Annotated in this window: 29 protein-coding genes; 12 read left to right on the forward strand and 17 right to left on the reverse strand. The window is 75.7% G+C overall.

Annotated features, from left to right (window positions below; all coding sequences use genetic code 11):
* Positions 1 to 71: 71 nt before the first annotated feature.
* Both ACI8AF_RS07270 and ACI8AF_RS07275 read left to right on the forward strand, forming a co-directional pair.
* Positions 72 to 812 (forward strand): PIG-L deacetylase family protein, encoded by a 741-nt coding sequence (locus ACI8AF_RS07270; RefSeq protein ID WP_456539021.1) that lies wholly within the window; start codon positions 72 to 74, stop codon positions 810 to 812.
* Positions 809 to 1,108, forward strand: coding sequence for a TfoX/Sxy family protein (locus ACI8AF_RS07275; RefSeq protein ID WP_456539022.1), 300 nt, complete (start codon positions 809 to 811; stop codon positions 1,106 to 1,108). The genes ACI8AF_RS07270 and ACI8AF_RS07275 overlap by 4 nt, the downstream gene beginning before the upstream one ends.
* Here ACI8AF_RS07275 and ACI8AF_RS07280 read toward each other — a convergent pair.
* From ACI8AF_RS07280 to ACI8AF_RS07290, 3 genes are read right to left on the reverse strand one after another with little or no spacing between them, the layout of a single operon-like run.
* Entirely contained in the window at positions 1,096 to 1,893 is a 798-nt protein-coding gene (locus ACI8AF_RS07280; RefSeq protein WP_456539023.1) for an alpha/beta hydrolase, read from the reverse strand. The two genes, ACI8AF_RS07275 and ACI8AF_RS07280, sit on opposite strands and share 13 nt — an antisense overlap.
* Positions 1,890 to 2,555 carry a response regulator gene (locus ACI8AF_RS07285; protein ID WP_456539024.1) on the reverse strand — a complete coding sequence of 222 codons (666 nt, stop codon included), beginning with the start codon at positions 2,553 to 2,555 and terminating at the stop codon, positions 1,890 to 1,892. Before ACI8AF_RS07285 ends, ACI8AF_RS07280 begins: the two co-directional genes overlap by 4 nt.
* On the reverse strand, positions 2,552 to 3,751 hold the full coding sequence (locus ACI8AF_RS07290) for an ATP-binding protein (RefSeq protein WP_456539025.1): 1,200 nt from the start codon (positions 3,749 to 3,751) through the stop codon (positions 2,552 to 2,554). The genes ACI8AF_RS07285 and ACI8AF_RS07290 overlap by 4 nt, the downstream gene beginning before the upstream one ends.
* 133 nt (positions 3,752 to 3,884) lie before the next feature.
* Here ACI8AF_RS07290 and ACI8AF_RS07295 point away from each other — a divergent pair, with 133 nt between their 5' ends.
* The 3 genes from ACI8AF_RS07295 (at position 3,885) to ACI8AF_RS07305 (ending at position 5,964) form a co-directional block, all read left to right on the forward strand.
* Positions 3,885 to 4,805 (forward strand): PspC domain-containing protein, encoded by a 921-nt coding sequence (locus ACI8AF_RS07295; RefSeq protein ID WP_456539026.1) that lies wholly within the window; start codon positions 3,885 to 3,887, stop codon positions 4,803 to 4,805.
* On the forward strand, positions 4,798 to 5,103 hold the full coding sequence (locus ACI8AF_RS07300) for a hypothetical protein (RefSeq protein ID WP_456539027.1): 306 nt from the start codon (positions 4,798 to 4,800) through the stop codon (positions 5,101 to 5,103). The genes ACI8AF_RS07295 and ACI8AF_RS07300 overlap by 8 nt, the downstream gene beginning before the upstream one ends.
* Before the next feature lie 96 nt (positions 5,104 to 5,199).
* On the forward strand, positions 5,200 to 5,964 hold the full coding sequence (locus tag ACI8AF_RS07305; protein ID WP_456539028.1) for an META domain-containing protein: 765 nt from the start codon (positions 5,200 to 5,202) through the stop codon (positions 5,962 to 5,964).
* 76 nt (positions 5,965 to 6,040) lie between these two features.
* Here ACI8AF_RS07305 and guaA read toward each other — a convergent pair whose 3' ends face one another.
* The 3 genes from guaA to guaB are packed head-to-tail and all read right to left on the reverse strand — an operon-like array spanning position 6,041 to position 10,300.
* On the reverse strand, positions 6,041 to 7,603 hold the full coding sequence (gene guaA, locus ACI8AF_RS07310) for a glutamine-hydrolyzing GMP synthase (RefSeq protein WP_456539029.1): 1,563 nt from the start codon (positions 7,601 to 7,603) through the stop codon (positions 6,041 to 6,043).
* Between the two features lie 4 nt (positions 7,604 to 7,607).
* Positions 7,608 to 8,780 carry a GuaB3 family IMP dehydrogenase-related protein gene (locus ACI8AF_RS07315; RefSeq protein WP_456539090.1) on the reverse strand — a complete coding sequence of 391 codons (1,173 nt, stop codon included), beginning with the start codon at positions 8,778 to 8,780 and terminating at the stop codon, positions 7,608 to 7,610.
* A gap of 2 nt (positions 8,781 to 8,782) precedes the next feature.
* The gene (gene guaB / locus ACI8AF_RS07320; RefSeq protein ID WP_456539030.1) at positions 8,783 to 10,300 is read right to left on the reverse strand and encodes an IMP dehydrogenase; all 1,518 of its coding nucleotides are present in this window, start codon (positions 10,298 to 10,300) and stop codon (positions 8,783 to 8,785) included.
* A gap of 139 nt (positions 10,301 to 10,439) precedes the next feature.
* Between guaB and ACI8AF_RS07325 the strand changes: the two genes are divergently transcribed.
* Together ACI8AF_RS07325 and ACI8AF_RS07330 are read left to right on the forward strand one after the other, a co-directional pair.
* The gene (locus ACI8AF_RS07325) at positions 10,440 to 10,832 is read left to right on the forward strand and encodes a DUF5319 family protein (protein WP_456539031.1); all 393 of its coding nucleotides are present in this window, start codon (positions 10,440 to 10,442) and stop codon (positions 10,830 to 10,832) included.
* Between the two features lie 105 nt (positions 10,833 to 10,937).
* Positions 10,938 to 11,372: a hypothetical protein gene (locus tag ACI8AF_RS07330; protein WP_456539032.1), complete on the forward strand. Its 435-nt coding sequence runs from the start codon at positions 10,938 to 10,940 to the stop codon at positions 11,370 to 11,372.
* A gap of 84 nt (positions 11,373 to 11,456) precedes the next feature.
* Here ACI8AF_RS07330 and ACI8AF_RS07335 read toward each other — a convergent pair whose 3' ends face one another.
* The gene (locus ACI8AF_RS07335; RefSeq protein WP_456539033.1) at positions 11,457 to 12,197 is read right to left on the reverse strand and encodes a response regulator transcription factor; all 741 of its coding nucleotides are present in this window, start codon (positions 12,195 to 12,197) and stop codon (positions 11,457 to 11,459) included.
* A 358-nt stretch (positions 12,198 to 12,555) separates the two neighbouring features.
* Here ACI8AF_RS07335 and ACI8AF_RS07340 point away from each other — a divergent pair, with 358 nt between their 5' ends.
* Complete coding sequence (locus tag ACI8AF_RS07340) at positions 12,556 to 12,855, forward strand: WhiB family transcriptional regulator (protein WP_456539034.1); 300 nt, start codon at positions 12,556 to 12,558, stop codon at positions 12,853 to 12,855.
* Between the two features lie 73 nt (positions 12,856 to 12,928).
* On the opposite strand, the gene groL is transcribed toward ACI8AF_RS07340, so the two are convergent.
* Together groL and groES are read right to left on the reverse strand one after the other, a co-directional pair.
* Positions 12,929 to 14,569 carry a chaperonin GroEL gene (gene groL / locus ACI8AF_RS07345; protein WP_456539035.1) on the reverse strand — a complete coding sequence of 547 codons (1,641 nt, stop codon included), beginning with the start codon at positions 14,567 to 14,569 and terminating at the stop codon, positions 12,929 to 12,931.
* A 110-nt stretch (positions 14,570 to 14,679) separates the two neighbouring features.
* Positions 14,680 to 14,988 carry a co-chaperone GroES gene (gene groES / locus ACI8AF_RS07350; RefSeq protein ID WP_456539036.1) on the reverse strand — a complete coding sequence of 103 codons (309 nt, stop codon included), beginning with the start codon at positions 14,986 to 14,988 and terminating at the stop codon, positions 14,680 to 14,682.
* A gap of 187 nt (positions 14,989 to 15,175) precedes the next feature.
* Here groES and ACI8AF_RS07355 point away from each other — a divergent pair, with 187 nt between their 5' ends.
* Positions 15,176 to 16,414, forward strand: a complete 1,239-nt coding sequence (locus tag ACI8AF_RS07355; RefSeq protein ID WP_456539037.1) for a THUMP-like domain-containing protein — start codon at positions 15,176 to 15,178, stop codon at positions 16,412 to 16,414.
* 32 nt (positions 16,415 to 16,446) lie between these two features.
* On the opposite strand, the gene tsaD is transcribed toward ACI8AF_RS07355, so the two are convergent.
* Genes tsaD through tsaB form a run of 3 tightly spaced genes read right to left on the reverse strand, consistent with a single transcriptional unit; the run spans position 16,447 to position 18,550 of the window.
* On the reverse strand, positions 16,447 to 17,481 hold the full coding sequence (gene tsaD, locus ACI8AF_RS07360) for a tRNA (adenosine(37)-N6)-threonylcarbamoyltransferase complex transferase subunit TsaD (RefSeq protein ID WP_456539038.1): 1,035 nt from the start codon (positions 17,479 to 17,481) through the stop codon (positions 16,447 to 16,449).
* Positions 17,478 to 17,903 carry a ribosomal protein S18-alanine N-acetyltransferase gene (gene rimI / locus ACI8AF_RS07365; protein WP_456539039.1) on the reverse strand — a complete coding sequence of 142 codons (426 nt, stop codon included), beginning with the start codon at positions 17,901 to 17,903 and terminating at the stop codon, positions 17,478 to 17,480. Before rimI ends, tsaD begins: the two co-directional genes overlap by 4 nt.
* A gap of 14 nt (positions 17,904 to 17,917) precedes the next feature.
* A complete protein-coding gene (gene tsaB / locus ACI8AF_RS07370) occupies positions 17,918 to 18,550 on the reverse strand; it encodes a tRNA (adenosine(37)-N6)-threonylcarbamoyltransferase complex dimerization subunit type 1 TsaB (protein ID WP_456539040.1) in 633 nt (210 codons plus the stop codon).
* 101 nt (positions 18,551 to 18,651) lie between these two features.
* On the opposite strand from tsaB, the gene ACI8AF_RS07375 reads away from it, so the two are divergent.
* Positions 18,652 to 19,152 (forward strand): DUF6221 family protein, encoded by a 501-nt coding sequence (locus ACI8AF_RS07375; protein WP_456539041.1) that lies wholly within the window; start codon positions 18,652 to 18,654, stop codon positions 19,150 to 19,152.
* Here ACI8AF_RS07375 and ACI8AF_RS07380 read toward each other — a convergent pair.
* Positions 19,136 to 20,044 (reverse strand): SDR family oxidoreductase, encoded by a 909-nt coding sequence (locus ACI8AF_RS07380; RefSeq protein WP_456539042.1) that lies wholly within the window; start codon positions 20,042 to 20,044, stop codon positions 19,136 to 19,138. The genes ACI8AF_RS07375 and ACI8AF_RS07380 overlap by 17 nt on opposite strands.
* Before the next feature lie 118 nt (positions 20,045 to 20,162).
* Here ACI8AF_RS07380 and ACI8AF_RS07385 point away from each other — a divergent pair, with 118 nt between their 5' ends.
* Positions 20,163 to 20,843: an alpha/beta hydrolase gene (locus tag ACI8AF_RS07385; protein WP_456539043.1), complete on the forward strand. Its 681-nt coding sequence runs from the start codon at positions 20,163 to 20,165 to the stop codon at positions 20,841 to 20,843.
* Here the strand turns inward: ACI8AF_RS07385 and tsaE are convergent, their stop codons facing one another.
* The 3 genes from tsaE to ACI8AF_RS07400 are packed head-to-tail and all read right to left on the reverse strand — an operon-like array spanning position 20,844 to position 22,798.
* Positions 20,844 to 21,290 carry a tRNA (adenosine(37)-N6)-threonylcarbamoyltransferase complex ATPase subunit type 1 TsaE gene (gene tsaE / locus ACI8AF_RS07390; RefSeq protein ID WP_456539044.1) on the reverse strand — a complete coding sequence of 149 codons (447 nt, stop codon included), beginning with the start codon at positions 21,288 to 21,290 and terminating at the stop codon, positions 20,844 to 20,846.
* A complete protein-coding gene (locus ACI8AF_RS07395; RefSeq protein WP_456539045.1) occupies positions 21,287 to 21,916 on the reverse strand; it encodes a uracil-DNA glycosylase in 630 nt (209 codons plus the stop codon). The genes tsaE and ACI8AF_RS07395 overlap by 4 nt, the downstream gene beginning before the upstream one ends.
* A gap of 24 nt (positions 21,917 to 21,940) precedes the next feature.
* Entirely contained in the window at positions 21,941 to 22,798 is an 858-nt protein-coding gene (locus ACI8AF_RS07400) for a helix-turn-helix domain-containing protein (protein ID WP_456539046.1), read from the reverse strand.
* A gap of 120 nt (positions 22,799 to 22,918) precedes the next feature.
* Between ACI8AF_RS07400 and ACI8AF_RS07405 the strand changes: the two genes are divergently transcribed.
* Positions 22,919 to 23,545 (forward strand): TIGR04222 domain-containing membrane protein, encoded by a 627-nt coding sequence (locus ACI8AF_RS07405; protein WP_456539047.1) that lies wholly within the window; start codon positions 22,919 to 22,921, stop codon positions 23,543 to 23,545.
* Positions 23,546 to 23,554: 9 nt separating this feature from the next.
* On the opposite strand, the gene ACI8AF_RS07410 is transcribed toward ACI8AF_RS07405, so the two are convergent.
* Positions 23,555 to 24,718, reverse strand: a complete 1,164-nt coding sequence (locus tag ACI8AF_RS07410) for an alpha/beta fold hydrolase (RefSeq protein WP_456539048.1) — start codon at positions 24,716 to 24,718, stop codon at positions 23,555 to 23,557.

Raw genomic sequence — 24,718 nt, forward strand, 5'->3', positions numbered from 1 at the left:
CCAGGACGTCGGCAGGATCGGGCGCCGGGTTCATCCCCCGGAGTGGTGAGGGCGCGCCTAGAGTCCGGCGGGTGACGAATCCGTTCGCCCGGCCGACGAAGCCAGCCGAGCACGTGGAGCGGGCGCTGTGCGTGCTCGCCCACCCCGACGACGTCGACTTCGGCAGCGCCGGCACGGTGGCCACCTGGGTGGACGCCGGCACCGAGGTGACCTACTGCATCGTCACCGACGGCGACGCCGGCGGCTTCGACGAGACGCCGCGGCACGAGATGGGCCCGCTGCGGCGGGCCGAGCAGCGGGCCGCCGCGGCCGCGGTGGGCGTCGAGGACGTGCGCTTCCTGGGCTACCCGGACGGCCGGCTGGAGCTGTCGCTCGACCTGCGCCGCGACATCAGCCGGGTGATCCGGCAGGTCCGGCCGCAGAGGGTGCTGACCAGCTCGCCGGAGCGCTTCTACGAGCGCATCGGGGCGAGCCACCCCGACCACATGACGGTCGGCGAGTCGACGCTGCGGGCGGTCTACCCCGACGCCCGCAACCCCTTCGCCTGGCCCGAGCTGCTCGCCGACGAGGGGCTCGAGGCGTGGACGGTCGCCGAGGTGTGGCTCGGCGCCAGCCCGCGCGCCGACCACGCCGTCGACGTCACCGACGTCGCCGACCGCAAGCTCGAGGCGCTGCGCCAGCACAAGAGCCAGGTCAGCCACGTGCCGGACCTGGACGGGTTCGTGCGCGGCTGGATGGCCCAGACGGCGCGGCGGTTCGACCTGCCGGAGGGCCGGCTGGCCGAGGCCTTCCACGTGGTCTTCACGGCATGACCGCCTGGGACGAGCTCGCCGACCGCGTGGTGGACGGCGCGGTGACCCGCGGCAGCATGTTCGGCTCGCAGGGCCTGCGGACCGGCCGCACGTTCTTCGCGATCTGGTGGCAGGAGCAGCTCGTGCTCAAGCTGCCCCCCGCGCGGCGCGACGCGCTGGTGGCCGGCGGGCGGGCCGAGCAGTTCGAGCCCATGGACGGCCGGCCGATGAACGGCTGGGTCGTCGTCGCCCCGTCGCCGGCGTGGCCGTCGCTGGTCGAGGAGGCCCGCGACTTCGTGGCGGCTCAGTCGAGCTGACCGGCCAGCTCGACGACGGCGCCCACCAGATCCGGCCCGTCGAGCAGGACGGCGTCGTTGTGGTCGGCGCCGGGCACCTCGACCAGCCGGTCGAGCCCGGCGGCGGCGTCGGCGACGGCGCGGCTCTGCGCGGGCGGCACGATCGAGTCGGCGGTGCCCAGGACGACCACGGTGGGCACCCGCACGCCGGCGATCCGCTCGGCCACCGGGAACCGGTCGCGCAGCAGCAGGCGGACCGGCAGGAACGGGTAGTGGTGGCTGCCGACGGCGGCCAGGTCGGTGAACGGCGAGCGCAGCACCAGCGCGGCCGGCGGGTGCTCGACGGCCAGCTCGGTGACGACGGCGGCGCCCAGGCTCTCGCCGTAGTAGAGCAGCGGCGCCCCGGTCTCCTCGAGCAGGAAGGCGCGGGCCGCCCGGACGTCGCGGGCCAGCCCCTCCTCGGTGGGGTCGCCGGGGTTGCCGCCGTAGCCGCGGTAGTCGAAGAGGAGCACCGACAGCCCGGCGTCGTGCAGCGCCCGGGCCAGCGGCGCGCGCATGCCCCGGTGCCCGCCGTTGCCGTTGGCGACCAGCACCGCCGGCGCGCCGTCGTCCCCCTCGTAGAACCACCCACCCAGCCGCAGGCCGTCGGCGGTGGTCAGCTCGACCTCCCGGGCGCCGGCCGGCACGGGCCCGGGCGCTCCCTGCGGCAGGTAGACCAGCCGGCGCTGGAAGGCCCAGAAGAGCGTCACGACCAGCGCCAGCACGCAGACGACGATCCCCAGGCCGACCAGCACACGCCGCCTCACAGCAGCCGGTTGGTCGCCGCCCACCTCGTGAGCTCGTTGCGGTTGGACAGCTGCAGCTTGCGCAGCACGTTCGACGCGTGCGACTCGACGGTCTTCACCGAGATGAACAGCCGCGACCCGATCTCGCGGTAGGTGTAGCCGCGGGCCAGCAGCTGCATGACCTCGCGCTCGCGGGCCGACAGCAGGTCCAGCCCGGGATCGGTCGCCGGGTCCTCGGCCGGCGCCGGGGCTGCCGGCCCGGAGGCGGCGAAGGCGTCGAGCACGAACCCGGCCAGGCGCGGGCTGAAGACGACGTCGCCGTCGGCCACCCGGCGGACGGCGGCGAGCAGGTCGGCCCCGGAGATCGTCTTGGTGACGTACCCCCGCGCCCCGGCCCGGATGACCGCGATGACGTCCTCGGCGGCGTCGGACACCGACAGCGCCAGCCAGCGCACCGACGGCAGCTCGGCGCGCAGCGTCTCGAGCACCGTGCGCCCGCCCCCACCGGGCAGGTGCACGTCGAGCAGGACGACGTCCGGCGCGGTCGCCCGGATGCCCTCGACCGCGCTCGGGACGTCGGCGGCCTCGCCGACGAACTCGACGTCGTCCCCCAGCTCGGCGCGCACGCCGGCGCGGACCATCGCGTGGTCGTCGACGACGAACACCCGCACCAGATCGCTCACGCGGCCACCTGCCTCGGCAAGACGAGCTCCACTTCCGTTCCTTCTCCCACGGCCGACCGGATCTCCGCCGTGCCGCCCAGCCGGGTGAGCCGCCCGCGGACCGAGTCCTGCAGGCCGCGCCGGTCGTCGGGCACGGTGTCGGGGTCGAAGCCCTTCCCGCGGTCGCGGACGAACACCGACACCCCGCCCGCCCCGACCTCGGTGTAGAGGTCGGCCGACGGCGCGCCGGAGTGCTTCGCCGCGTTGACCAGCGCCTCGCGGGTGGCGGCGCCGAGCGCGGCCAGGGCGTCGTCGACCGGGGCGTCGCCGACGACCACCGAGTCGACGGTGAGCGCGTGGTCGGCCTCGACCTCGGCGACGACCCGCGCCACCAGCCCGGCCCAGGTACCGCCGGCGGCGACCTGCGGCTCGTAGAGCCAGGTGCGCAGCTCGCGCTCCTGACCGCGGGCGAGCCGGCCGACGGCCTCGGCGTCGTCGGCGTTGCGCTGGATCAGCGCCAGGGTCTGCAGCACCGAGTCGTGCAGGTGGGCGGCGACGGAGGCCCGTTCCTCCGACCGGATGCGCGCGGCCCGCTCGGCGTCGCGGGAGTCCAGCAACCGCCGCCACAGCGGCGCGGTGGCCAGCACGATGCCGACGAGGATGACCAGGGTCGCGGCGAAGCCGTTGCGCGCGTTGGCCAGCTGGCCGGTCGTGGCCAGCAGCAGGACCAGCCCCGTCGCGCCGAGCAGGATCCCGCCGGCGAGCAGCCACTTGACGCCGGGCAGGGCCAGCGTGCGGTCGGTGTCCAGCTGCCGCCAGATGACCGCCAGGCCCGCGGCGACCAGGACCAGGGGCAGGACGACGTTGCCGTTGCCGAGCGAGAGCACCTGCCCGAACAGCGTGACGCCGAGGATGGCGAGCACCGCCAGGCCGACCAGCTGGCTCTTGCTGCGCTGCTTGCCGGGCGCCAGCGCCACCACCGGCTCCGCGCCGGGCTCGGCGACCGGCATGGTCAGCCAGAGCAGGCCGTAGAGGACGACGCCGATGCCCAGCGCGGCCAGGACGACGAACGCGGCGCGCACCAGCAGCGGGTCCTGCCGCAGGTGCGCGGCGGTACCGGCGGCGACGCCGGCCAGCACGCGGCCCGAGCGGGGGCGCGCCAGCGGCGGGCGGGGCGGCTCCCCGACGGCCGGGGTCCCCGCGACAGGGGTGGTCACGTTTCCGATGGTCGCACCGCTCCCCCGCGCGGGACACCGGTGATCACCCGGGTCGGCGGCGGTTCCCGGGACCAGGGTCGGATGGGGGCGATCCCGGATGTCCACCGGCCCCCGCGGCGGGGAGGCTGCTGGCATGACATCCGCACCCCCTCCCGCTCCGCCGGTGGAACCACCGGCCGCCGAGCCCCCACCGCCGGAACCGGCGGTCCGCGCACCGCTGCGCCGCAGCGGAGACCGGATGCTCGGCGGCGTCGCCGGCGGCCTCGCCGAGTACAGCGGCATCGACCCGCTGCTCTGGCGCGTCGGCTTCGTCGCCCTCGCCTTCGCCGGCGGCTCGGGCATCCTCGTCTACCTGCTGCTCTGGCTGCTCATGCCGGGCGCCTCGGTGACCGGCCCCGGCCGGCGCGACCGGGCGCTGGAGCGGCGGCAGGCCGCCGGTCCCCGCTCCCGGGTGCCGGGCATGACCATCGCCGGGTTGCTCATCGTCGTCGGCGCCCTGGTCCTGGTCACCCGGCTCACCGCCTGGGACGTCGACCCGGCCCGCTTCCTCGCCGCGGCGCTCCTGGTCGTCGGCCTCGGCCTGGTGGCCGCCGCGTTCAGCCGCGGCCGGCGCTCCCGGGGTGGCCTGATCGCCCTCGGCTCCCTGCTGTCGCTCGCCACGATCGCGGCGAGCGCCGCGCCGTGGAACTACGGCGGCGGGGTCGGCGAGCGCACCTACCGGCCCGCGGTCCCGGGCGACGTCCGGCCGCTCTACGAGCTCGGCGCCGGCGACATGACCGTCGACCTGTCCGACGTCGACCTCACCGACGTCGACGACCCGATCCGCCTGCGCATCGAGCACGGTGTCGGCGACCTCGACGTCCTCGTCCCCTACTCGGCCGACGTCGTCCTCCGGGTCGACCAGGGCATCGGCGACGTGCAGGTCTTCGACGGCGAGGGCGGCCTCGACTCGCTCGACCCGGGTCGCGGCGCCGCCTGGAGCGACGACGGACGGGCCGAGTTCGTGATCACCATCGAGTCCGGAGTCGGAGACGTGGAGGTGCAGCGTGCCTGAGCCCGACTACAGCGAGTTCCCCACCACGCCCACGGCCTGGCAGGAGCGGGCCTGGCAGGAAGTGATGCCCCTGGCGCTGGAGGACCCGGCGCCGCCGCCCCCGCCGCAGCGCCGCAGGGTCGACCTGGTCGCCCTGGTGCCGGGAGTCCTGTTCACCGTCCTGGCGCTGGTCACCCTGGTCGGCGTGACCTTCCCGCTCTCGGTGTTCGAGGACGGCGGACTGCTCTGGATCGTGCTGATCGGCGCCGGCGTCCTGCTGCTGGCCCGGGAGCTGCGCAGGTCGCGCGAGAAGCGCTGACACCGCAGGAGCGGACGTCACGAGGGCCCGGGGAGCTTCGGCTCCCCGGGCCCTGCTGCTTGCGCGGCGGGATCCCCGCCCGCGACGCTGCACGGCGTGGTGCGGACGGCGGTGCTCCTGGTCACGGGGCTGCTGGTGCTCGCCGCGTGCGGCGGCTCCGCCGGGTCGCCGCGGCCCGACGTCCTCGGCAGCTGGGAGCTGGTGTCGGGCAGCGCCGGCGGAGCGCCCCTCCCCCAGCCGGCCGGCGTCGTGGCGACGCTGGTGTTCGGGGACGGGGAGCTGTCGGGGCGGTCGTTCTGCAACCACTTCTCCGGCACCTACCGCCTGGACGACGGCGCGCTGACCGTCGAGGGCCTCGGCGGCACCGAGATGGGCTGCGACCCCGACGTCATGGCGGCCGAGACGGCGTTCGTCTCCGCGCTGGGATCGGTCGACCGGGCCGCCCTCGAGGGGTCGGAGCTCGTGCTCACCGGGACCGACGTGGCCCTGCGCTTCCGCGAACCGGCTCCGGTGCCCGACCGCGAGCTGGCCGGGACCACCTGGGTGCTCGACACCCTGGTGGACGGTCAGACGGCGTCGTCCACGGTGTCGACCGCCGAGCCCGGGACTCTCCTCCTGGCGCCGGACGGCTCGCTGACCGGCTCGACCGGGTGCAAGCCCTTCCTCGGCACGTGGTCCGTCGACGGCGACGTCCTCACCCTGGTGGTCGACCGCGACGACGTCGGGTGCCCCGAGGGCCTGGGCCGGCAGGACGAGCACGTGCTCGCCGTGCTCGACAGCGGGCCGACCGCCGCCGTCGACGGTGACCGGCTCACCCTCACCGCCCCCGACGGCCGCGCCCTCTCCTACCGGGCCACGTGACGTGCTGGAACGGCCCCGCTGCAGGGGCCCGCCGCGAGCGTGCGAGCGGTGGGGGGCAGCGGGGTCCTTCTACCGCTCATTCCCATTCGATGGTGCCGGGCGGCTTGCTCGTGACGTCGAGGACGACGCGGTTGACGTCGGGCACCTCGTTGGTGATCCGCGTGGAGATCCTCGCCAGCACGTCGTAGGGCAGGCGGGTCCAGTCGGCGGTCATGGCGTCCTCGCTGGACACAGGGCGGAGCACGACCGGGTGCCCGTAGGTGCGCCCGTCGCCCTGCACGCCCACCGAGCGGACGTCGGCGAGCAGCACCACCGGGCACTGCCAGATCTCGGTGTCCAGCTTCGCGTTCGTGAGCTCCTCGCGGGCGATGGCGTCGGCCCTGCGCAGCACGTCCAGCCGCTCGCGGGTCACCTCGCCGACGATGCGGATGCCCAGCCCCGGCCCGGGGAAGGGCTGCCGCTGCACCAGGCGGTCGGGCAGGCCGAGCTGCCGGCCCACCTCGCGCACCTCGTCCTTGAAGAGCGTGCGCAGCGGCTCGACGAGGGTGAACGTGAGGTCCTCGGGCAGCCCGCCGACGTTGTGGTGGCTCTTGATGTTCGCCGTCCCGGTGCCGCCCCCGGACTCGACGACGTCGGGGTAGAGCGTGCCCTGCACCAGGAAGTCGACGCTCTCGCCGTGCGCCTGGGCGTCGGCGACGACGTCGGTGGCCGCCTGCTCGAACACCCGGATGAACTCGCGGCCGATGATCTTCCGCTTCTCCTCCGGGTCGCCGACCCCGGCCAGCGCGGAGAGGAACTGCTCGCTCGCGTCGACGACCCGGAGGTCCGCCCCGGTGGTCGCGGCGAAGTCCCGCTCGATCTGCTCGGTCTCCCCCGCGCGCATCAGCCCGTGGTCGACGTACACGCAGGTGAGCCGGTCGCCGATGGCGCGCTGCACCAGCGCCGCGGCGACCGCGGAGTCGACCCCGCCGGACAGCGCGCACAGCGCCCGTCGGTCGCCGATCTGCTCGCGGATCGCGGCCACCTGCTCGTCGACGACGTTGCTCATCGTCCAGGTCCGCTCGAGGCCGGCGATGTCGAAGAGGAAGTGCTCGAGCACCGACTGGCCGTGCGAGGTGTGCCGCACCTCGGGGTGGAACTGCACCCCGGCGAGCTTGCGGTCGACGTCCTCGAACGCGGCGACCGGCGCCCCGGTCGAGGTGGCCGTGACGGTGAAGCCGGGCGGGGCCTCGGCGACGGCGTCCCCGTGGCTCATCCACACCGACTGCTGCACCGGCAGGCTGCCGAACAGCGCACCGCCGGTGGTGACGGTCAGCGGGGTGCCGCCGTACTCCCGGTCGCCGGTGCGCGCGACGGTGCCGCCGAGCGTCTGCGCCATCGCCTGGAAGCCGTAGCAGATGCCGAACGCCGGGGTGCCGGACTCGAACAGCGCCGGGTCGATCTGCGGGGCGCCGGGCGCGTAGACGCTCGACGGCCCGCCGGAGAGCACGATCGCGGCCGGCTTGCGGGCCAGGATCTCCTCGGCCGGCGTCGTCGACGGGACGATCTCGGAGTAGACGCCGGCCTCGCGGACCCGCCGGGCGATGAGCTGGGCGTACTGCGCGCCGAAGTCGACGACCAGGACGGTCGGGAAGTCCACCCGCTCAGCCCCCCAGGCTCTGCTGCCCGGGGGCCCCCTCCCGGGGGGTCCCTCCCCCTAGGACGAGGTCGACCCGCTGGAACTCCTTGAGGTCCCGGTAGCCGGTCTTGGCCATGGTGCGGCGCAGCGCGCCGAAGAGGTTGGTGCGGCCGTCGGCCTCCTCGGCCGGGCCGAGCAGCACCTGCTGCAGCGAGCCGGCCGGCGGCAGCGGCGCCGAGGCGCCGCCCCGGGGCAGCCGCGGGTGGGCGGCCACCGAGTCCCACCACACACCGCCGCCGGGCACCTCGCGGCCGATCCGCAGCGGCTCGCCCAGCTGGACGGCGTCGGCGCCGCAGGCCAGCGCCCGAGCGATCGACCCGCTGGTCTCGATCCGGCCGTTGGCGATGACGTGCACGTAGCGGCCGCCGGTCTCGTCGAGGTAGTCGCGGCGGGCGGCCGCGGCGTCGGCGATCGCGCTGGCCAGCGGCACGCGGATGCCCATCACGAGGTCGGTCGTGGAGAAGCTGTCGGCGCCGACGCCGACGATCACGCCGGCCGCGCCGGTGCGCATGAGGTGCAGCGCGGTGCGGTAGTCGGCCGCGCCGCCGACGATGACCGGCACGTCGAGGTCGGCGATGAACTCCTTGAGGTTGAGCGCGTCTCCCTGGGTGGTGACGTGCTCGGCCGAGACCACGGTGCCCTGGATGACCAGCAGGTCGACCCCGGCGGCCAGCGCCGCGGGGGCGAGCTGCTCGGTGTGCTGCGGCGAGACGCGGACCGCCGTCGTCACCCCGGCGTCGCGCACCTCCCGGATCCGCGCGGTGATCAGGTCGGGCTTGACCGGCTCGCAGTAGACCTCCTGCAGCAGCGCGACCGGCGGGCCGACCCGGCCGGCCGCCTCGCGCAGCTTGCGGTACACCGGCAGCGGGTCCTCGTAGCGGGCCCACAGCCCCTCGGCGTTGAGCACGCCGAGGCCGCCGGCCTGCCCGACCGCGATCGCCGTCTCGGGGCTGACCACGGCGTCCGAGGGGCTGGTGACCAGGGGGATGTCGAAGCGGAAGGCGTCGATCTGCCAGGCGGTCGAGACGTCGTCGACGTCCCGGGTGCGCCGCGACGGCACGATCGAGACCTCGTCGAGGTCGTAGCCGCGGCGGGCGAAGCGGTTGAGGCCGATCTCGACGGTCTCGCGCACGGGCATCGTCACCGCCCCCGGTAGTTGGGTGCTTCGACGGTCATCTGGATGTCGTGCGGGTGGCTCTCGACCAGGCCGGCAGAGGTGATCCGGGTGAGCTGCCCGTGCTCGCGCAGGTGGTCGATGGTCGGCGCGCCCGCGTAGCCCATCGACGCCCGCAGGCCCCCGACGAGCTGGTGGGCGACGCCGGCGAGCGGGCCGCGGTAGGGCACCTGGCCCTCGATGCCCTCGGGGACGAGCTTGTCGTCGGAGAGGACGTCGTCGGCGAAGTAGCGGTCGCGGCTGTACGACTGGTTGCCGCGCTTCTGCATGGCGCCCAGCGAGCCCATGCCGCGGTAGGTCTTGAACTGCTTGCCGTTGACGAAGACCAGCTCGCCGGGCGCCTCCTCGACGCCGGCGAACAGCCCGCCGATCATCACGGTCGACGCGCCGGCGACCAGCGCCTTGGCGATGTCGCCGGAGTACTGCAGGCCGCCGTCGGCGATGACCGGGACGCCGGCCGGGCCGGCAGCCAGCGACGCCTCGTAGACGGCGGTGACCTGCGGGACGCCCACGCCGGCCACGACGCGGGTGGTGCAGATCGAGCCGGGGCCGACCCCGACCTTGACCGCGTCGGCGCCGGCGTCGATGAGCGCCTGGGCGCCGGCGCGGGTGGCCACGTTGCCGCCGACGACGTCGATGCCGCCCTCGCCGCCGAAGTCCTCCTTGACCCGGGCGACCATGTCGAGGACGGCGCGCTGGTGGCCGTGCGCGGTGTCGACGATGAGGACGTCGACGCCGGCGTCGACGAGCAGGCCGGCGCGCTTGTAGGCGTCGTCGCCCACCCCGAGGGCGGCGCCGACGACCAGGCGGCCGTCGGCGTCCTTGGTGGCGTTGGGGTACTGGTCGCGCTTGACGAAGTCCTTGACGGTGATCAGCCCGCGCAGCCGGCCGGCGTCGTCGACCAGCGGCAGCTTCTCGACCTTGTGCCGGGAGAGCAGCTGCAGCGCGGTGTCGGCGTCGACCCCGACGGGCGCGGTCACGAGCGGCATCGGCGTCATCACGTCGCGGACGAGCCGGTTCTTGTCGGTCTCGAACCGCATGTCGCGGTTGGTGCAGATGCCGACCAGCACGCCGTCGGCGTCGACGACGGGCGCGCCGGAGATGCGGTAGCGGGCGGAGAGCGCGTCGAGCTCGGCGAGGGTGTTGTCCGGCGAGGCGGTCACCGGGTTGGTCACCATGCCGGCCTCGGAGCGCTTGACCAGGTCGACCTGGCCGGCCTGCTCCTCGGCGGCCAGGTTGCGGTGCAGGATGCCCACGCCCCCGACCCGGGCCATGGCGATCGCCATGCGGGCCTCGGTGACGGTGTCCATCGCGCTGGAGACGAGGGGGACGGCGAGGCGGATCCGGCGGGTCAGCCGGCTGCTGGTGTCGACCTCGTTGGGGACGACGTCGGACGGCCCCGGGATGAGCAGGACGTCGTCGTAGGTCAGGCCGAGCGGAGCGAACTTCGCCGGCAGCTCTGGCACGCGGTCGTCGGGCTGCATCGTCGGCGGCCACCCCTTCGCTCGTGGGTCCCGTGGCGGCGGGCGCGCCCCTGGCCGGGCGCGGAGGGACCGCACACGATCGTAGGCGGCGCCGTGGAGGGGGCGGTCTTTCCCCTGTCGGCGCACTACCGTGGAGGCCGTGAACAGCTGGGACGACGCATCGGGAGACTACGGGCGCGACGACCGCCCGGGGCCGCCGCCGCTGACGATGGAGGAGCGCGCCGGCGTCCTCGACGACCTCGCCGAGCTCGAGGTGTTCCGCACCCTGCTGGAGCCGACGGGCATCAAGGGGATCGTCGTCGACTGCCCGGACTGCGAGGAGGAGCACCACGTCGACTGGGCGCTCATGCAGGCCAACCTGCGGCAGCTGCTCGAGGAGGGCCAGACCGGCCGGCACGAGCCGCCGTTCGACCCGAACCCCGACGACTACGTGAGCTGGGACTACGCCAGCGGGTACGCCGACGGCGTCGCCGCGGCCGCCGAGCACGAGGAGGACGGTCAGCCCCGCGGCCGCCACGCCCGCGAGGACTGAGCCCGCCGTCCCGGGAGCCGGGCTGGTCCTGGTCAGCGCCCCGCCCGGGTCCGGCAAGTCCACGGTGGCGCGCCAGCTCGCCGGCCGCTTCCCGAAGTCGGCCTGGTGCCCGGTGACGACTTCCTCGCGTTCGTGGCCGGCGGCTGGGTCGAGCCGTGGCTGCCCGAGGCGCACGAGCAGGACGAGGTCGTCCTGCAGGCGGCCGCCGCCGCGGCCGGACGCCTGGCCCGCGGTGGCTACGCGGCGGCCTGCGACGGCGTCGTCGGGCCGTGGCTCCTGCCGGCGTTCGCCGCCGCGACGGGGCAGGCCGAGCTCGCCTGCGCCGTCCTGCTGCGGCCCGGGGACGAGTGCCTGCGGCGGGTGGCGACGCGGACCGGCCACGGCTTCACCGACGCCGGCGCGACCCGGCGGATGCACCGCCAGTTCGCGGCCGCCGGCCTGGACCCCCGGCACGTGCCGACGGACACCGGGCCGGCGTCAGCGCTCGCGAGCGCCGTCCTGGACCGCCTCGCGGCGGGCACCCTCCGCTGCCGGTCCTGACCTCCCCCTCCACGCGATCATGGCGCCGGAACCACCTCCGCAGCTCGGGAGGTGGTTCCGACGCCATGATCGTCGGAGAGGTGGTTACTGCATCATGCCGCGGCGGAAGCCCGTCGCGACGGCCTCGGCGCGGTCCTTGGCGCCGAGCTTGCGGAACAGCCGCCGGGCGTGGGTCTTGATGGTGTCCTCGGAGAGGTAGAGCTCGCGGCCGATCTGGGCGTTGCTCTTGCCCTGGCTCATGCCGGTGAGCACCTGCATCTCGCGCATGGACAGCTGCACCGGGGCCAGCTCGCGCACCGTCGAGCGCACCGTGGTCGGCTGCGAGCCGGCCAGCGGGGCGGCGCCGTTCCAGGCCGGCACCGGGGAGGCGCCGATGGAGGACAGCTCGCGCGGCGGCCCGGCGGGCGCCGGGATCCGGCCGTCGGCGCGCAGCCCGACGCGGGACAGGCCGAGGCCCATCTCGATCGGCGAGGCGTCCCAGCGCAGGTAGCCGCGGGCGCCGAAGGCGACGGCCGCGCGGACGGTCTCGGCGTCGTCGGGCGCGCCGAGCACCAGCACCGGGAGGTTGGGGTGGGCGCGCAGCGCCTGGGTGGCGGCGGTCAGCCCCGAGTCGACCGCCCGCTGGGTGCCGACCAGCAGCACGTCGGGCGTGCGGGTGGCCAGCCGGGACAGCAGCGACTGGGCGTCGCCGACGACCTCGACCCGGCCCACGAAGGGCAGGGCCACCAGCCGCGACGCGATGTCGTCGCGCACCCGGCGCCGCTCGTCGTACACCCAGACGGTCGTGGCACCGTGGCCCGGACCGCGCATCCGATCGTCGATCACGCCTGCTCCTCGTTCCCCCGGACGGGTTGCCGGCCGGTGTCCCTGCCGACCGGGGAGCGCCCGGCCGGGTGTCGCTCGGACGGGGCCTCCCCCGCCGGGGAGACCGCCGTCCGCTGCGCTGGGCCGCGCCGCGCCGGGTTCCCCCACCCGGTCGTCGGCGCCTCCCGAGAACACCTTGATCGACTGCGTGGAGGGGCAACAGCAGCCCTCACTCCCGGGGGTGAGGTCGCGCGATCGGGGAAACGGGGCGAAAATGCGCCGCCCGGGCGTGTTTGACCGTCCGGGGGCTCGGGCACCGGCCCCCTTGCAGCCGGACGCGCCCCCCGCCGGCTCGCCGACCCGAGCCCTGGAGGACGACATGGCCGACATCCGCCGACTCCCGACGCCCGTCGCCGAGGTGTGGGACTGGCAGCTGCACGGCGCCTGCCGTGGCGAGAGCACGTCCCTGTTCTTCCACCCCGACGGGGAGCGGGGTCCGGCGCGGGCCCGGCGGCAGGCCGCGGCCAAGGCCGTGTGCGCGAAGTGCCCCGTGGTCGAGGCCTGCCTGAAGCACGCCCTCTCGGTCCGCGAGCCCTACGGGGTGTGGGGCGGCATGAGCGAGGAGGAGCGGGCCCGGCTGATCGCCGCGGAGCCCGCCGCCGTCGCCGCCGGGGTCTAGCCGCCCCCTCGACGCACAGAGGGCCGGTCCAGCTGCTGCTGGACCGGCCCTCTGCGTCTGCCGGGCTCCGGGCTCAGTGGGAGTGGCCGTGCCCGTGCGAGTGGCCGTGCGTGTGGTGGCCGCCCGCGTGGTCGTGCTCTTCCTCCGGCGCCTCGACGACGGCGGAGTCGGTGGTCAGGATCATCGAGGCGATCGACGCGGCGTTGCCGAGCGCGGCCTTGGTGACCTTGACCGGGTCGATGACGCCCTGCTCGGCCAGGTCGCCGAACTCGCCGGTGGCGGCGTTGAAGCCCCGCCCCTCGCCGAGGTCGCGCACCCGGCTGACCACGACCGGGCCCTCGAAGCCGGCGTTGGCCGCGATGCGGGCCAGCGGGGCGTCGAGCGCGCGGCGGACGATGCCGGCGCCGGTGGCCTCGTCACCGTCGAGGTCGAGGGCGTCGATCGCCGTGGCGGCGTGCACCAGGGCCGAGCCGCCGCCGGGGACGACGCCCTCCTCCACCGCGGCCTTGGTCGCGGCGATGGCGTCCTCGATGCGGTGCTTCTTCTCCTTCATCTCGATCTCGGTGGCCGCGCCGACGCGGATCACGCCGATGCCGCCCGCGAGCTTGGCCAGCCGCTCCTGCAGCTTCTCGCGGTCCCAGTCGGAGTCGGTGGCCTCGATCTCGCGGCGGATCTGCGCCACGCGGTCGCCGATGGCGTCCTTGGAGCCGCCGCCGTCGACGATCGTGGTCGTGTCCTTGGAGACGGTGACCCGCCGCGCGGTGCCGAGCACCTCGAGGCCCACGCTGTCGAGCTTGAGGCCGACGTCCTCGCTGACCACCTGACCGCCGGTGACGACGGCGAGGTCCTGCATGAACGCCTTGCGCCGGTCGCCGAAGTAGGGCGACTTCACCGCGACGACCTTGATGGTCTTGCGGATCGAGTTGACGACGAGGGTGGACAGCGCCTCGCCCTCGACGTCCTCGGCGACGATGAGCAGCGGCGAGTTCCCCCGGCCGAGCACCTTCTCCAGCAGCGGGAGCAGGTCGGCCAGCGCGCTGACCTTGCCGCTGACGAGCAGCACGAGGACGTCGTCGAGGACGGCCTCCTGCGCGTCGGCGTCGGTGATGAAGTACGGCGACAGGAAGCCCTTGTCGAACTGGACGCCCTCGGTGACGTCGAGGTCGGTGTCCATGGTGTTGGACTCCTCGACGGTGATCACGCCGTCCTTGCCCACCTTGTCCATCGCCTCGGCGATCAGGTCGCCGACCGTGGCGTCCTGGGCGGAGACGGTGGCGACGCCGGCGATCGCGGCGCGGTCGTCGACGGGGATGGCGACCTTGTCCAGCGCCTGGTGCACGGCGTCGACGGCGGCGCGCATGCCGCGGCCGAGCGCGATCGGGTTGGCGCCGGCGGCCACGTTGCGCAGCCCCTCGTGGACCAGCGCCTGGGCCAGCACGGTCGCCGTCGTGGTGCCGTCGCCGGCGACGTCGTTGGTCTTGGTGGCGACGTTCTTCGCCAGCTGCGCGCCGAGGTTCTCGTACGGGTCCTCGAGCTCGACCTCGCGGGCGATGGTGACGCCGTCGTTGGTGATCGTCGGGGCGCCGAACTTCTTGTCGAGCACGACGTTCCGGCCGCGCGGGCCGAGGGTCACCTTGACCGCGTCGGCGAGCTTGTCGACGCCGCGCTCGAGCGAGCGCCGGGCGTCCTCGTTGAACTTGATGATCTTGGCCATGCCAGACCTCTCGGTGTCAGGGGGTCGTACGACGACCGCCCCGGGGACCCGGTGTGCGCGGGCCGCCGGGGCGGTCGTGGGAGAGCGGTTCGCTCAGCAGGCCGGAGAGGTCACTTCTCCACGACGGCGAGCAGGTCGCGCGCCGACAGGACGAGGTACTCCTCGCCGCCGTACCGGACCTCGGTGCCGCCGTACTTGGAGTAGATGACCACGTCGCCGACGTTGACGTCGAGCGGGACGCGGTTGCCGTTGTCGTCGATGCGACCGGGGCCCACGGCGATGACCGTGCCCTCCTGCGGCTTCTCCTTGGCGGTGTCCGGGATGACCAGACCGGAGGCGGTGGTGGTCTCGGCCTCGTTGGCCTGGACCACGACCCGGTCCTCCAGCGGCTTGATGCTGACCTTGGTAGCGGTCGTCACGTCGGTGACGCCCCCTTCGGGATCGCAGGGCTGGTGACTGGTGCTGATGCTGTGGCACGGGAACCGGCCTGCCGTCGCGGGGGTCAGGCGACTGTGCCCGTGTCGGTTGGCACTCTACCCACGAGAGTGCCAGCCGCTCAACCGGGTCCCCCCGGCCCGCGAGCACGGTGTGCGCGACGCTGTGCGCATGTCCGCCGCTCCCGATCCGCTGCCGGCCGACGGCGCGGTCGCCGCGCTGCGCCGGTTGCGCACGGCGGAGGGCAGCGCGGCGGTCCAGCGCGCGGCCGGGCTGCTCTCGGAGGGCGTGGACCTGCTGACCGGCCTCTCCCGCCTCCGCGACGAGCTCGGCGCCGAGCTGGCCGGCCCGGCCTGGGAGCTGGCCCGCCTGCGCGTGCGGGCGCGACCGGTCTTCGGCGCGGACGCCGACCTGCTCCACCTCACGGCCGACACCCTGGAGCAGGCCGGGCGGCCGGATCTCGCCGACCGCAGGGCCGCGCGACTGCTCGCCGACGGCGGTCCCGCGGCCGACCTCGGCTGCGGCGCCGGCACCGACACCGTGGCGCTCGCCCGGCGGGGCGCCTCGGTGGTGGCCCTCGACCGCGACCCGCTGGCGCGGGAGCTGACCGCGGCCAACGCCGCCGCGCTCGGCGTCGCACCGCTGGTGCGGGTGGTCGCCGGCGACGTCGTCGACGTGGTCGACCGGGCCGAGCACGGCTGGGTGGCCGGCTGCCCGGCGGCCGTGCTCGACCCCGCCCGGCGGGCCGGCGGGCGCCGCCGGCTGGACCCCGACCGCTGGTCGCCGCCGTGGTCGACGGTGGCGACGCTGCTCGACCGCGTCCCCCGGTGCGTGGTGAAGGTGGCCCCCGGTCTCGACCACGACCGGGTCCCCGACGGCGTCGAGGCCGAGTGGGTGTCGGTGGGCGGGAGCATCGCCGAGGCGCTGCTCTGGGGCCGTGGCCTCGCCTCGACCTGGCGCCGGGCGACCCTGGCGCACGACGGCGGGTTCCTCGAGCTGACCGCCGACGAGGACCCGGGGCCGGCGCCGGTGGGGCCGGTCCGCGGCTGGCTGCACGAGCCCGACCCGGCGGTCATCCGCTCGGGGCTGGTGTCGCTGGTCGGCCGCCGGCTCGACGCCACGCTGGTCGACGCGACGATCGCCTACCTCACCTCCGACGCCCACCCGGGCTCGCCCTGGGTGAGCTCCTACCGGGTCGACGAGGTGCTGCCGTTCAACCTGAAGCGGCTGCGCGCCCTGCTCCGGGCCCGCGGCGTCGGCCGGGTGGTGGTCAAGAAGCGCGGCTCGGCGATCGAACCGGAGACCCTGGTGCGGCAGCTGCGCGGGCCCGCTGCGGGCACAGCCGTCGTCGTCGTCACCCGGGTGGCCGGCGCGCCCACCGCGATCGTCTGCGACGTCACCGGAGGCTGAGCGCGCAGAGAACCTGCGCTGTCAGCCTCCGGTCACCGCGAGACGACGTCGATCGGCAGCGAGCTGTCGGCACCGAGGTCGGGCTCCGACGGCGTCACCCCCGCGGCCACCAGGCGCGAGCCGAGCGCGGCCACCATGGCGCCGTTGTCGGTGCACAGCCGGGGGCTGGGCACGCGCAGCACGATGCCGGCCGCGGCGCAGCGCTCCTCGGCCAGCGCGCGCAGCCGCGAGTTCGCCGCGACGCCGCCGCCGAGCACCAGGTGGTCCACCCCGTGGTCGCGGCAGGCCCGCACCGCCTTGGCCGTGAGCACGTCGGCGACCGCCTCCTGGAACGAGGCGGCGACGTCGGCCACCGGCACCGGCTCCCCCGCACGCTGCCGCGCCTCCACCCAGCGCGCGACCGCCGTCTTCAGGCCGGAGAACGAGAAGTCGTAGGGGGCGTCGCGCGGGCCGGTGAGCCCGCGCGGGAAGTCGATCGCCGCGGGGTCGCCCTCGCGGGCGGCCCTGTCGATCGGCGGACCGCCGGGGAAGGGCAGGCCCAGCAGGCGGGCCACCTTGTCGAAGGCCTCCCCCGCCGCGTCGTCGATGGTGCGGCCCAGCGACTGCACGTCGCGGGCGAGGTCGGGGACGAGCAGCAGCGAGCTGTGCCCGCCCGAGACCAGCAGCGCCAGCGTCGGCTCGGCCAGCCGCCCGTGCTGCAGCTCGTCGACGGCGACGTGCGCGGCCAGGTGGTTGACGCCGTACAGCGGCTTGTCCAGCGCCAGCGCGTAGGCCTTGGCCGCGGCCACCCCGACCAGCAGCGCGCCGGTGAGGCCGGGCCCGGAGGTGACGGCGATCGCGTCGACGTCGTCCACGGTCGCGCCGGCGTCGGCGAGCGCGCGGTGCACCGTCGGGACCATCGCCTCCAGGTGCGCCCGGGAGGCGATCTCGGGGACGACGCCGCCGAAGCGCTCGTGCTCGCCGACCGAGGTGGCCAGTGCGTCGGCGAGCAGGGTGTGCCCGCGCACGAGACCGACGCCGGTCTCGTCGCACGACGTCTCGAACCCGAGCACCAGCGGCTCGCTCACAGCAGCTCCCTCTTCATCACCACGGCGTCGGTCCCGCTCGGCTGGTAGTAGCCCCGCCGCCGGCCGATCTCGGCGAACCCGCGGCGCCGGTAGAGCCCCTGCGCCACCTCGTTGTCGGCCCGGACCTCCAGCAGCACCACCGGGCTGCGGCGGTCGGCCTCCTCGAGCAGTGCGTCGAGCAGCCGCGCCCCGATCCCCTCGCCCTGCCGGGCCTGCGTGACGCCGATCGTCGCCACGTGCGCCTCGTCGGCGTAGGCGATCAGCCCGGCGTAGCCGACCACCGAGTCGTCCTCCTCGGCCACCAGGTAGTGGCGGGTGTCGGTGCGCGACAGCTCGTCGCGGTACATCGCCGCGGTCCACGTGTCGGGGGCGAAGAGCTCCTCCTCGAGCACCATCACCGCCGGCACGTCCGCCAGCCGCATGGGTCGCAACCGGATCACCGCGACACCGGCTTGACCGACGTCGGCGGGGTGGCGTCGGGACGGCGGAGGTACAGCGGGACGAGCGGCCCGGCGGACGAGGGGCCCACCAGCTGCGGCGCCGCGGCCCGCAGCAGGCCGGCCGTGGTGACGGCGGCCGGGGTGACCGGCGCGCCGAGGCGCTCGGCGAAGCGCTCGTCCCCGACGAACGGCCCGTCCGCGGCCAGCTCCTCCGGCCGGTCCACACCCGGGCCCGCCGTGCGGGTGCCGTCGCCGTCGTAGGCGGCCCAGTAGACCTCCTTGCGGCGGGCGTCGGTCACCACGGTGCGGGGGCCGGTGCCGATCGCGTCCAGCGAGCAGACCCCGACCGCCGGCAGCCCGCGGGCGTCGGCCAGCGTCGCCGCCGTCACCACCCCCACGCGCAGGCCGGTGAACGGCCCCGGGCCCAGCCCGACGACGACCGACTCCAGGTCCCCGGTGCGCACGCCGGCGTCGGCGAGCGCGCCGCGGATCGCGGGGGTCAGCAGCTCGGCGTGCCGGTTGCCCGACGGCACCGCCCGCTCGGCCAGCACCTCCACCCCGCCGTCGGACCAGCGCGCCACCCCGGCGACGAGGGTCGGGGTGGCGGTGTCGAGGGCGAGGACCAGCACGAGCGCCCAGCGTAGGCGTGCGGCCGGGCCCACCCGGACGGGGAGTTGCCTTCCTCCGCCCGTGGGTCTGTACTTCGCGTACCGGGAAGGAGGTCGCCACCGTGACCGAGTTCCGCACCCCGCTCCAGCAGCTGCGCCGGGCCGGCCACACCCCCGAGGCGGTGAGGACCCCCGACCTGCTGCGCACGTGGGCCGCGGCCGAGCGGCTGCGAGCCCTGGAGCTGCGCGAGGAGGCACGCAGCCGGCGCGCGCCCGCAGAACCCGGGACGCCGCCGGACTGGTCGCGGGTGTGGCCGCTGCGGCACTTCCTCGCGGAGCGCACGGCGGAGACGGTGCGCGCTGCCGCGGAGGCCCGGTCGAGCGACCGCTTCGCCGATCCGGGCGCCGCGCTGGCGAACTGCGACGTCGTCGAGCGCCTGCTGGACACGTGGCAGGTCGTCGCCTCCTGGGCCGAGGACCCCGACGCCGAGCCGGCCGACGCCTATCGGCTCGCCGCCGACGGCCTGCACCGCGCCCTGTGGCGCCTGGCCCTGCACTTCGCCGACCACCCGGGGTTCGACCCGGCCTGGCGCCCGGGTCGGCCGCCTAGCGGTAGCCGGTGACGTCGGCGGGCTTCCCGGCGTCCTGCACCTCGACCAGGTACCGCCAGCAGTCCGGCGCCGACCCGTCGAGGTCGGTGAACCCGTACTCCCGCGCCAGCTCGCCGCTGGAGGTGGACCGGCCGTTGTGCCGGTGGAGCTCCGGATCGGCGGCGAGCGCCGCCACCGCGCGACCGACGAACCGCGGGGACTCCGAGATGGCGAAGTGCGGCACCCGCTCGAGGGCGTCGCGCCAGTTGTCCTCGGTGACCCCGAACGCCTCGAGCATCATCTCCGACCGCAGCCAGCCCGGCGTCAGCGCCACCGCCGTCCCGCCGTGCGGTGCGAGGTCCTTCGACTGCGCGAACGCCAGCCGCAGCACCGAGGCCTTGGCCAGGTCGTAGAACGCGTTGATGCGGAAGGTGCCGGCGTTGTACGCGGCGGTGCCGTCGGTCATCTCGACCACCAGGCCGCCCGGCCGCCGGATCAGCAGCGGCAGCGCCGCGTGGCTGGTGACCAGGTGCGTCTCGACCGCGAGCCGCAGCAGGCGCAGGCCGTTGGCGAGGTCGTGCTCCCACAGCGGGGTGCCCCACTGGAACAGCGTCTCGCCGCCCCACACGTCGTTGACCAGGACGTCGAGCCGCCCCTGCTCGGCGTCGATGCGCCGCACGAGGCCGGCGACCTGCTCCGGCTCCAGGTGGTCGACCCGGACGGCGATGCCCGTGCCCCCGGCGGCGGTCACCAGCTCCGCGGTCTCCTCGATCGTCTCCGGCCGGTCGTACTCCGACCGCTGCTCCCGCGTCGTCCGCCCGGTGCAGTAGACGGTCGCGCCGGCCTCGCCGAGCGCCACCGCCGTCCCCCGGCCCGCCCCGCGCGTGGCTCCGGCGACCAGGGCGACCTTCCCCTCCAGCGACATGCGCCGGACCGTAGACCCGGCCACCGACGGAACCAGGACGGCGGCGGGGGGCGTGGCGCGGACGCCCGCGCTCATGATCCACTCCAGCGTCCCCACTCCTCGACGGAGAGGCCCCCGCGTGACCGCCACCCTGCTGCTCGTCCACGGCGCCTGGCACGGCTCGTGGGCCTGGCGCCCGCTGCTCGACCACCTGGACGGCGTCGAGGTCCGCACCGTCGACCTGCCCAGCGCGGGCCCGGACCCCGACGCGCTGGGCGACCTGCACGCCGACGCGGAGGCGGTGCGCGGCGCGCTGGCGGGCATCGACGGGCCCGCGGTCGTCGTGGGCCACTCCTACGCCGGCGCCGTCGTCACCGAGGCGGTCACCCCGGACAGCGGGGCCGCGCACCTTGTCTACCTGTGCGCCTTCCTGCTCGACGAGGGGGAGTCGCTGCTGGGTGCGGTCGGCGGGCAGGCGCCGCCGTGGTGGGACGTGCGGGACGGGCACGTCGCCGTCCGCACCCCCGAGGAGGTGTTCTACGACGACTGCCCGGCCGACCTCACCGCCGAGGCGGTCGGGCGGCTGGGCGTGCACTCCCTCGCCGCGTTCGAGCAGCCGCTGAGCCGGGCGGCCTGGCGGTCGGTCCCGAGCACGTACGTCGTCTGCGAGGACGACCGGGCCATCCCGGTGTTCGCGCAGGAGGCCATGGCACAGCGGGCGGGCACCGTCGTCCGGATGGGCGGCGGGCACTCGCCGTTCCTCGCCCGGCCCGCGGAGCTCGCGGCGGTCCTCCGCGAGATCGCCGGGAAGGCGGGCTGATCAGCCGAGCCGCTCGGCCCACCCGGCGCCGTGCGGGACGAGGACGGCGGTGCGCACGTCGTCGTCCCGCCGGTCGAGCCGCACCTCCAGGTGCTCGTCGGTGAGCTGCTCGACCAGGCCCTGCCCCCACTCCACGACGGTCACCGACTCCTCGGTGGACGCGTCGAGGTCGAGGTCGTCGACGTCGGCGACGCTGCCCAGCCGGTAGGCGTCGACGTGCACGAGGGGCAGCCGGCCGCCGGTGTGCACGCGGGCGATGACGAACGTCGGGGACGTGACCGGCTCGCGCACGCCCAGGCCGTCGCCGATGCCCTGGGTGAGCGCGGTCTTGCCGGCGCCCAGCGGCCCGACCAGCACGACGAGGTCGCCGGCCCGCAGCAGACCGGCCAGCTCCGCCCCGAGCGCGCGGGTGTCCGCCGGGGCGGGCAGGGTGTGCTCGAGCTTCACGACAGGCTCCTGGCGACGGCAGCGAGGTCGGCGGCCAGGCCCGCGCGCGGGGCGCCGTTCGGGCCGAACCGGATCGCCGCCGACGGGTGGTAGGTCGCCCAGACGGCCCGGCCGTCGACGTGGTGGGGGGCGCCGCGGACGGCGGCCAGCACGGTGCGCGGGCCGAGGAACCACTTGGCCGACGACAGCCCGAGCGCGATCACGACCGGCGGGTCGAGCAGCTCCAGCTGGCGGCGCAGCCAGCCGCTGCAGCGGGCGACCTCGGGTGCCTTCGGCGTCCGGTTGCCCGGTGGCCGGCACTTCACCACGTTCAGGACGGCGGCCTGCTCCCGGTCGAGACCGGCCTCGGCGAGCAGCTGGTCCAGCAGCGCGCCCGACCTCCCGACGAAGGGCCGCCCGGTGGCGTCCTCCTGGGCGCCGGGCGCCTCGCCGACGAGCGCGAACCGGGGCCGGCCGGCGCGCGGGACGTCGCCGACGACGACGTGCTGCCGGGCGGCGGCCAGCTCGGGGCAGGCGAGGCAGGGGCGGGCGGCGGCGGCCAGCGCCGCCCAGTCGGCCGCCGCGGCCGCGGTCCGCGCGACCTCCTCGGCGGCCGCGTCGAGGCGGGGCGGACGGGGTGCGGCCACGCGTTGCACCATAGGCGGCGGCGCTCAGAGCGCCGCCAGGGCCCGGCGGATCGTCGCCCGCGACTCCTCGGGGTCCTGCGCCGTCTCGCTGATCAGCTCCCACGCCCGGGTGTAGCGGTGCACCTCGCCCTCGGCGTCGAGGAAGAAGATGCGGGTCTTGTTCTCCAGGTAGACGACGTCGGCCGCGCCGGTCGCGCGCGACTCCAGCACGGAGAACGAGCCGGAGGTCACCGGCGGCAGCCCCGCGGCGAACGGCAGCACCTGCACCGTGACGTTCGGCTGCGCGGTGACCTCGAGCAGCCGCTGCAGCTGGCCGCGCAGCACCCCGGGATCGGCGGTCCGGCGGTGCAGCACCGCCTCGTCGACGACCGCCGAGAGCTCCAGCGGTCCGCCCGGCCGGTCCGGCTCGAGCACCTCCTGCCGGCGGCGGCAGATCTGGACCCGCCGGTCGACCTCCGTCTGCGGCGGCCGCTCCCAGGTGGCGAGGACGACCTCGCGGACGTAGTCCGGCGCCTGGAGCAGCGCGTGCGGGACGACCGCGGCGTAGCAGCGCAGCGCGCGCGAGCCCGCCTCCAGCCGGATGAGGTCGGCGTACCCGGCCGAGAGGGTGTCGGCGTAGGCGTCCCACCACCCCTTGGGCCGCGCGGAGGGGGCGAGCTTGCGCAGGAAGGCGGCCTGCTGCTCGGGCACCCCGTAGAGCTCGATCAGGCGCTCCAGGTCGTCGGGGCTGATCCCGATCCGGCCGTTCTCGATGCGCGACACCTTCGACGCCGACCACCCCAGGCGCTCGGCGACGTCCTTGCCGTGCAGCTGATCGACCTCGCGCAGCAGCCGCAGCTCGGCGGCGAGCCGGCGCTCGCGCACCGAGGGGCTGTCGATCACCGGACCATCCTCGCCGGAGTGCGTGCAATGTTGCAAGCCAGCTTTCGCACGCCGGCTCGGTCGTGCCACCGTCACGGTGCGGCCGCAGCACCCGGTTCCCCGACCGAAGGACGGACGACGATGACGGCACCGACCCGCCTCCTCGACGTGTACGAGATCGCCTACCTCACCGGCGGCCCCACCCACGTCGTCGACACCGCGCTGGCCGCCCTGGCCGAGAGCGGCCGCGTGACCGCGACCCCGACCGGCGCGCTGGCCGCGACCGGCCTGCGCCGCCGCTCCCCCGTCGAGGCCGCGGTCCTCGACCAGGTGGGGGCCCGGCCCCGCCGGTCGGCGTCGACGCTGCGGTGGCGGGCGGCCGAGGACGAGCGGATCACCGCCCTCGGTGCCCGGCTGGCCGCCGACGGGCTGGTGGTCCCCGGGCGCAGCCGGCGCTTCCGGCCCGGCCGGCCGCTCCTGACCCGCGAGGGCCGCCGCCTGCTCCGGCAGCTGCGCCAGGACCCGCCGGTCGACGTCGTCGCGCCCGGGACGAGCGCGCTGCTGGTCGCCCTCACCGGGGTCCGCGCGATGCCCGACACCGACCTGCGGGAGCGGCTGTTCACCCCGCCGCAGCCGCCCCGCCGGCGGCGGTGGGCGGACGGCGGCTCCTCCTCCTGCACCCCGGTCTTCTGGGGCGGCGGGGACGGCGGCGGCTGGGGCGGGTCCGGCGGCGACTGCGGAGGCGGCGGGGACGGCGGCGGCTGCTGACCGCCCGGCTCAGTGCCGGGCGACCGGGACGCCGGCCTCGGCGGCGGCCCGGCGCAGCAGGCCGGCCAGCGCCGCGGTGACCTCCTCGTGCTTCTCCAGCAGCACGAGGTGGCCGGCGTCGGGGACCACCAGGTACTCCGCCTCGGGCAGCCGCTCCACGATGGCGTCGCTGTGCTCCATCGGGATCATCCGGTCCCGGTCCCCGGTCAGCACCAGCGTGGGGATGCGGCGCAGCGGCTCCAGCGCACCGATCTCGTCCATGCCGGCCAGCGCCGGGTAGAACTCGGCGATCACGTCGACCGGCGTCCCGCCGATCATCGCGTCGACGTAGCGGCCCAGCCGCGGTTCGACGTCGGTGGACGAGAACGACAGCGACCAGGTGACCGCCGAGACCAGGTCGGCGGCCCACCGGCGGGTCCGCTCGGCGAAGGCGGGGCGGCGGCGCATCGTCCAGGCGGCGACCGGGAGGACCGCCGCCCGCACGCGGGTGAGCAGCTCCGGCAGCCCGAACGTCAGCTCGGCGAGGTTGCCGCTCGAGGTCGAGACGAGCGCGGCGGCCACCACGCGGTCGCCGAAGAGCTCCGGTCGCAGCGCGGCCAGGGCCATGATCGTCATGCCGCCCATGGAGTGGCCGACCAGGACGACGGGGCCGCGCGGTGCCCGCCGCTCGAGCACGGTGGCCAGGTCGCGGCCGAGCTGCTCGAGGGTGGCGTGCTCGGCCGACCCCCGGCCGGACGATCCGTGCCCGCGCTGGTCGTAGAAGACCAGGCGCGCGGTGGGGCGGGACCCGTTCGCGGTGGCGAGCTGCGCGCCCAGGGAGCGGCGCTGGAACGCCCACGACGCCATCGAGAGCGTGTAGCCGTGCACGAAGACGACGGTCAGCGGGGCGTCGAGCGGGCCGACCTCCTCGACCGACAGCAGCACGCCGTCGTCGGCCTGCACCAGCGCGGTGCGGTCGGCCCGCCGTCCGGCCGGCCCGAGCGGGTCGTCCTCGCGCAGCTCCGCCTCGTCGGCCGCCGACTCGGGCAGCTGCGGCGGCGCGGCCCGCCGGCGGGTGGCCACCTTGGCCACGGCGACGCCGACCGCGGTGCCCGCGGCGGCGAGCCCGAGGACGGCGCCGGCGATCCCGGCGACCTGCCCCGTGGAGACGTGGTGGCCGGCCTGCTTCCGCAT

It is taken from the genome of Blastococcus sp. SYSU D00669, assembly GCF_054050715.1.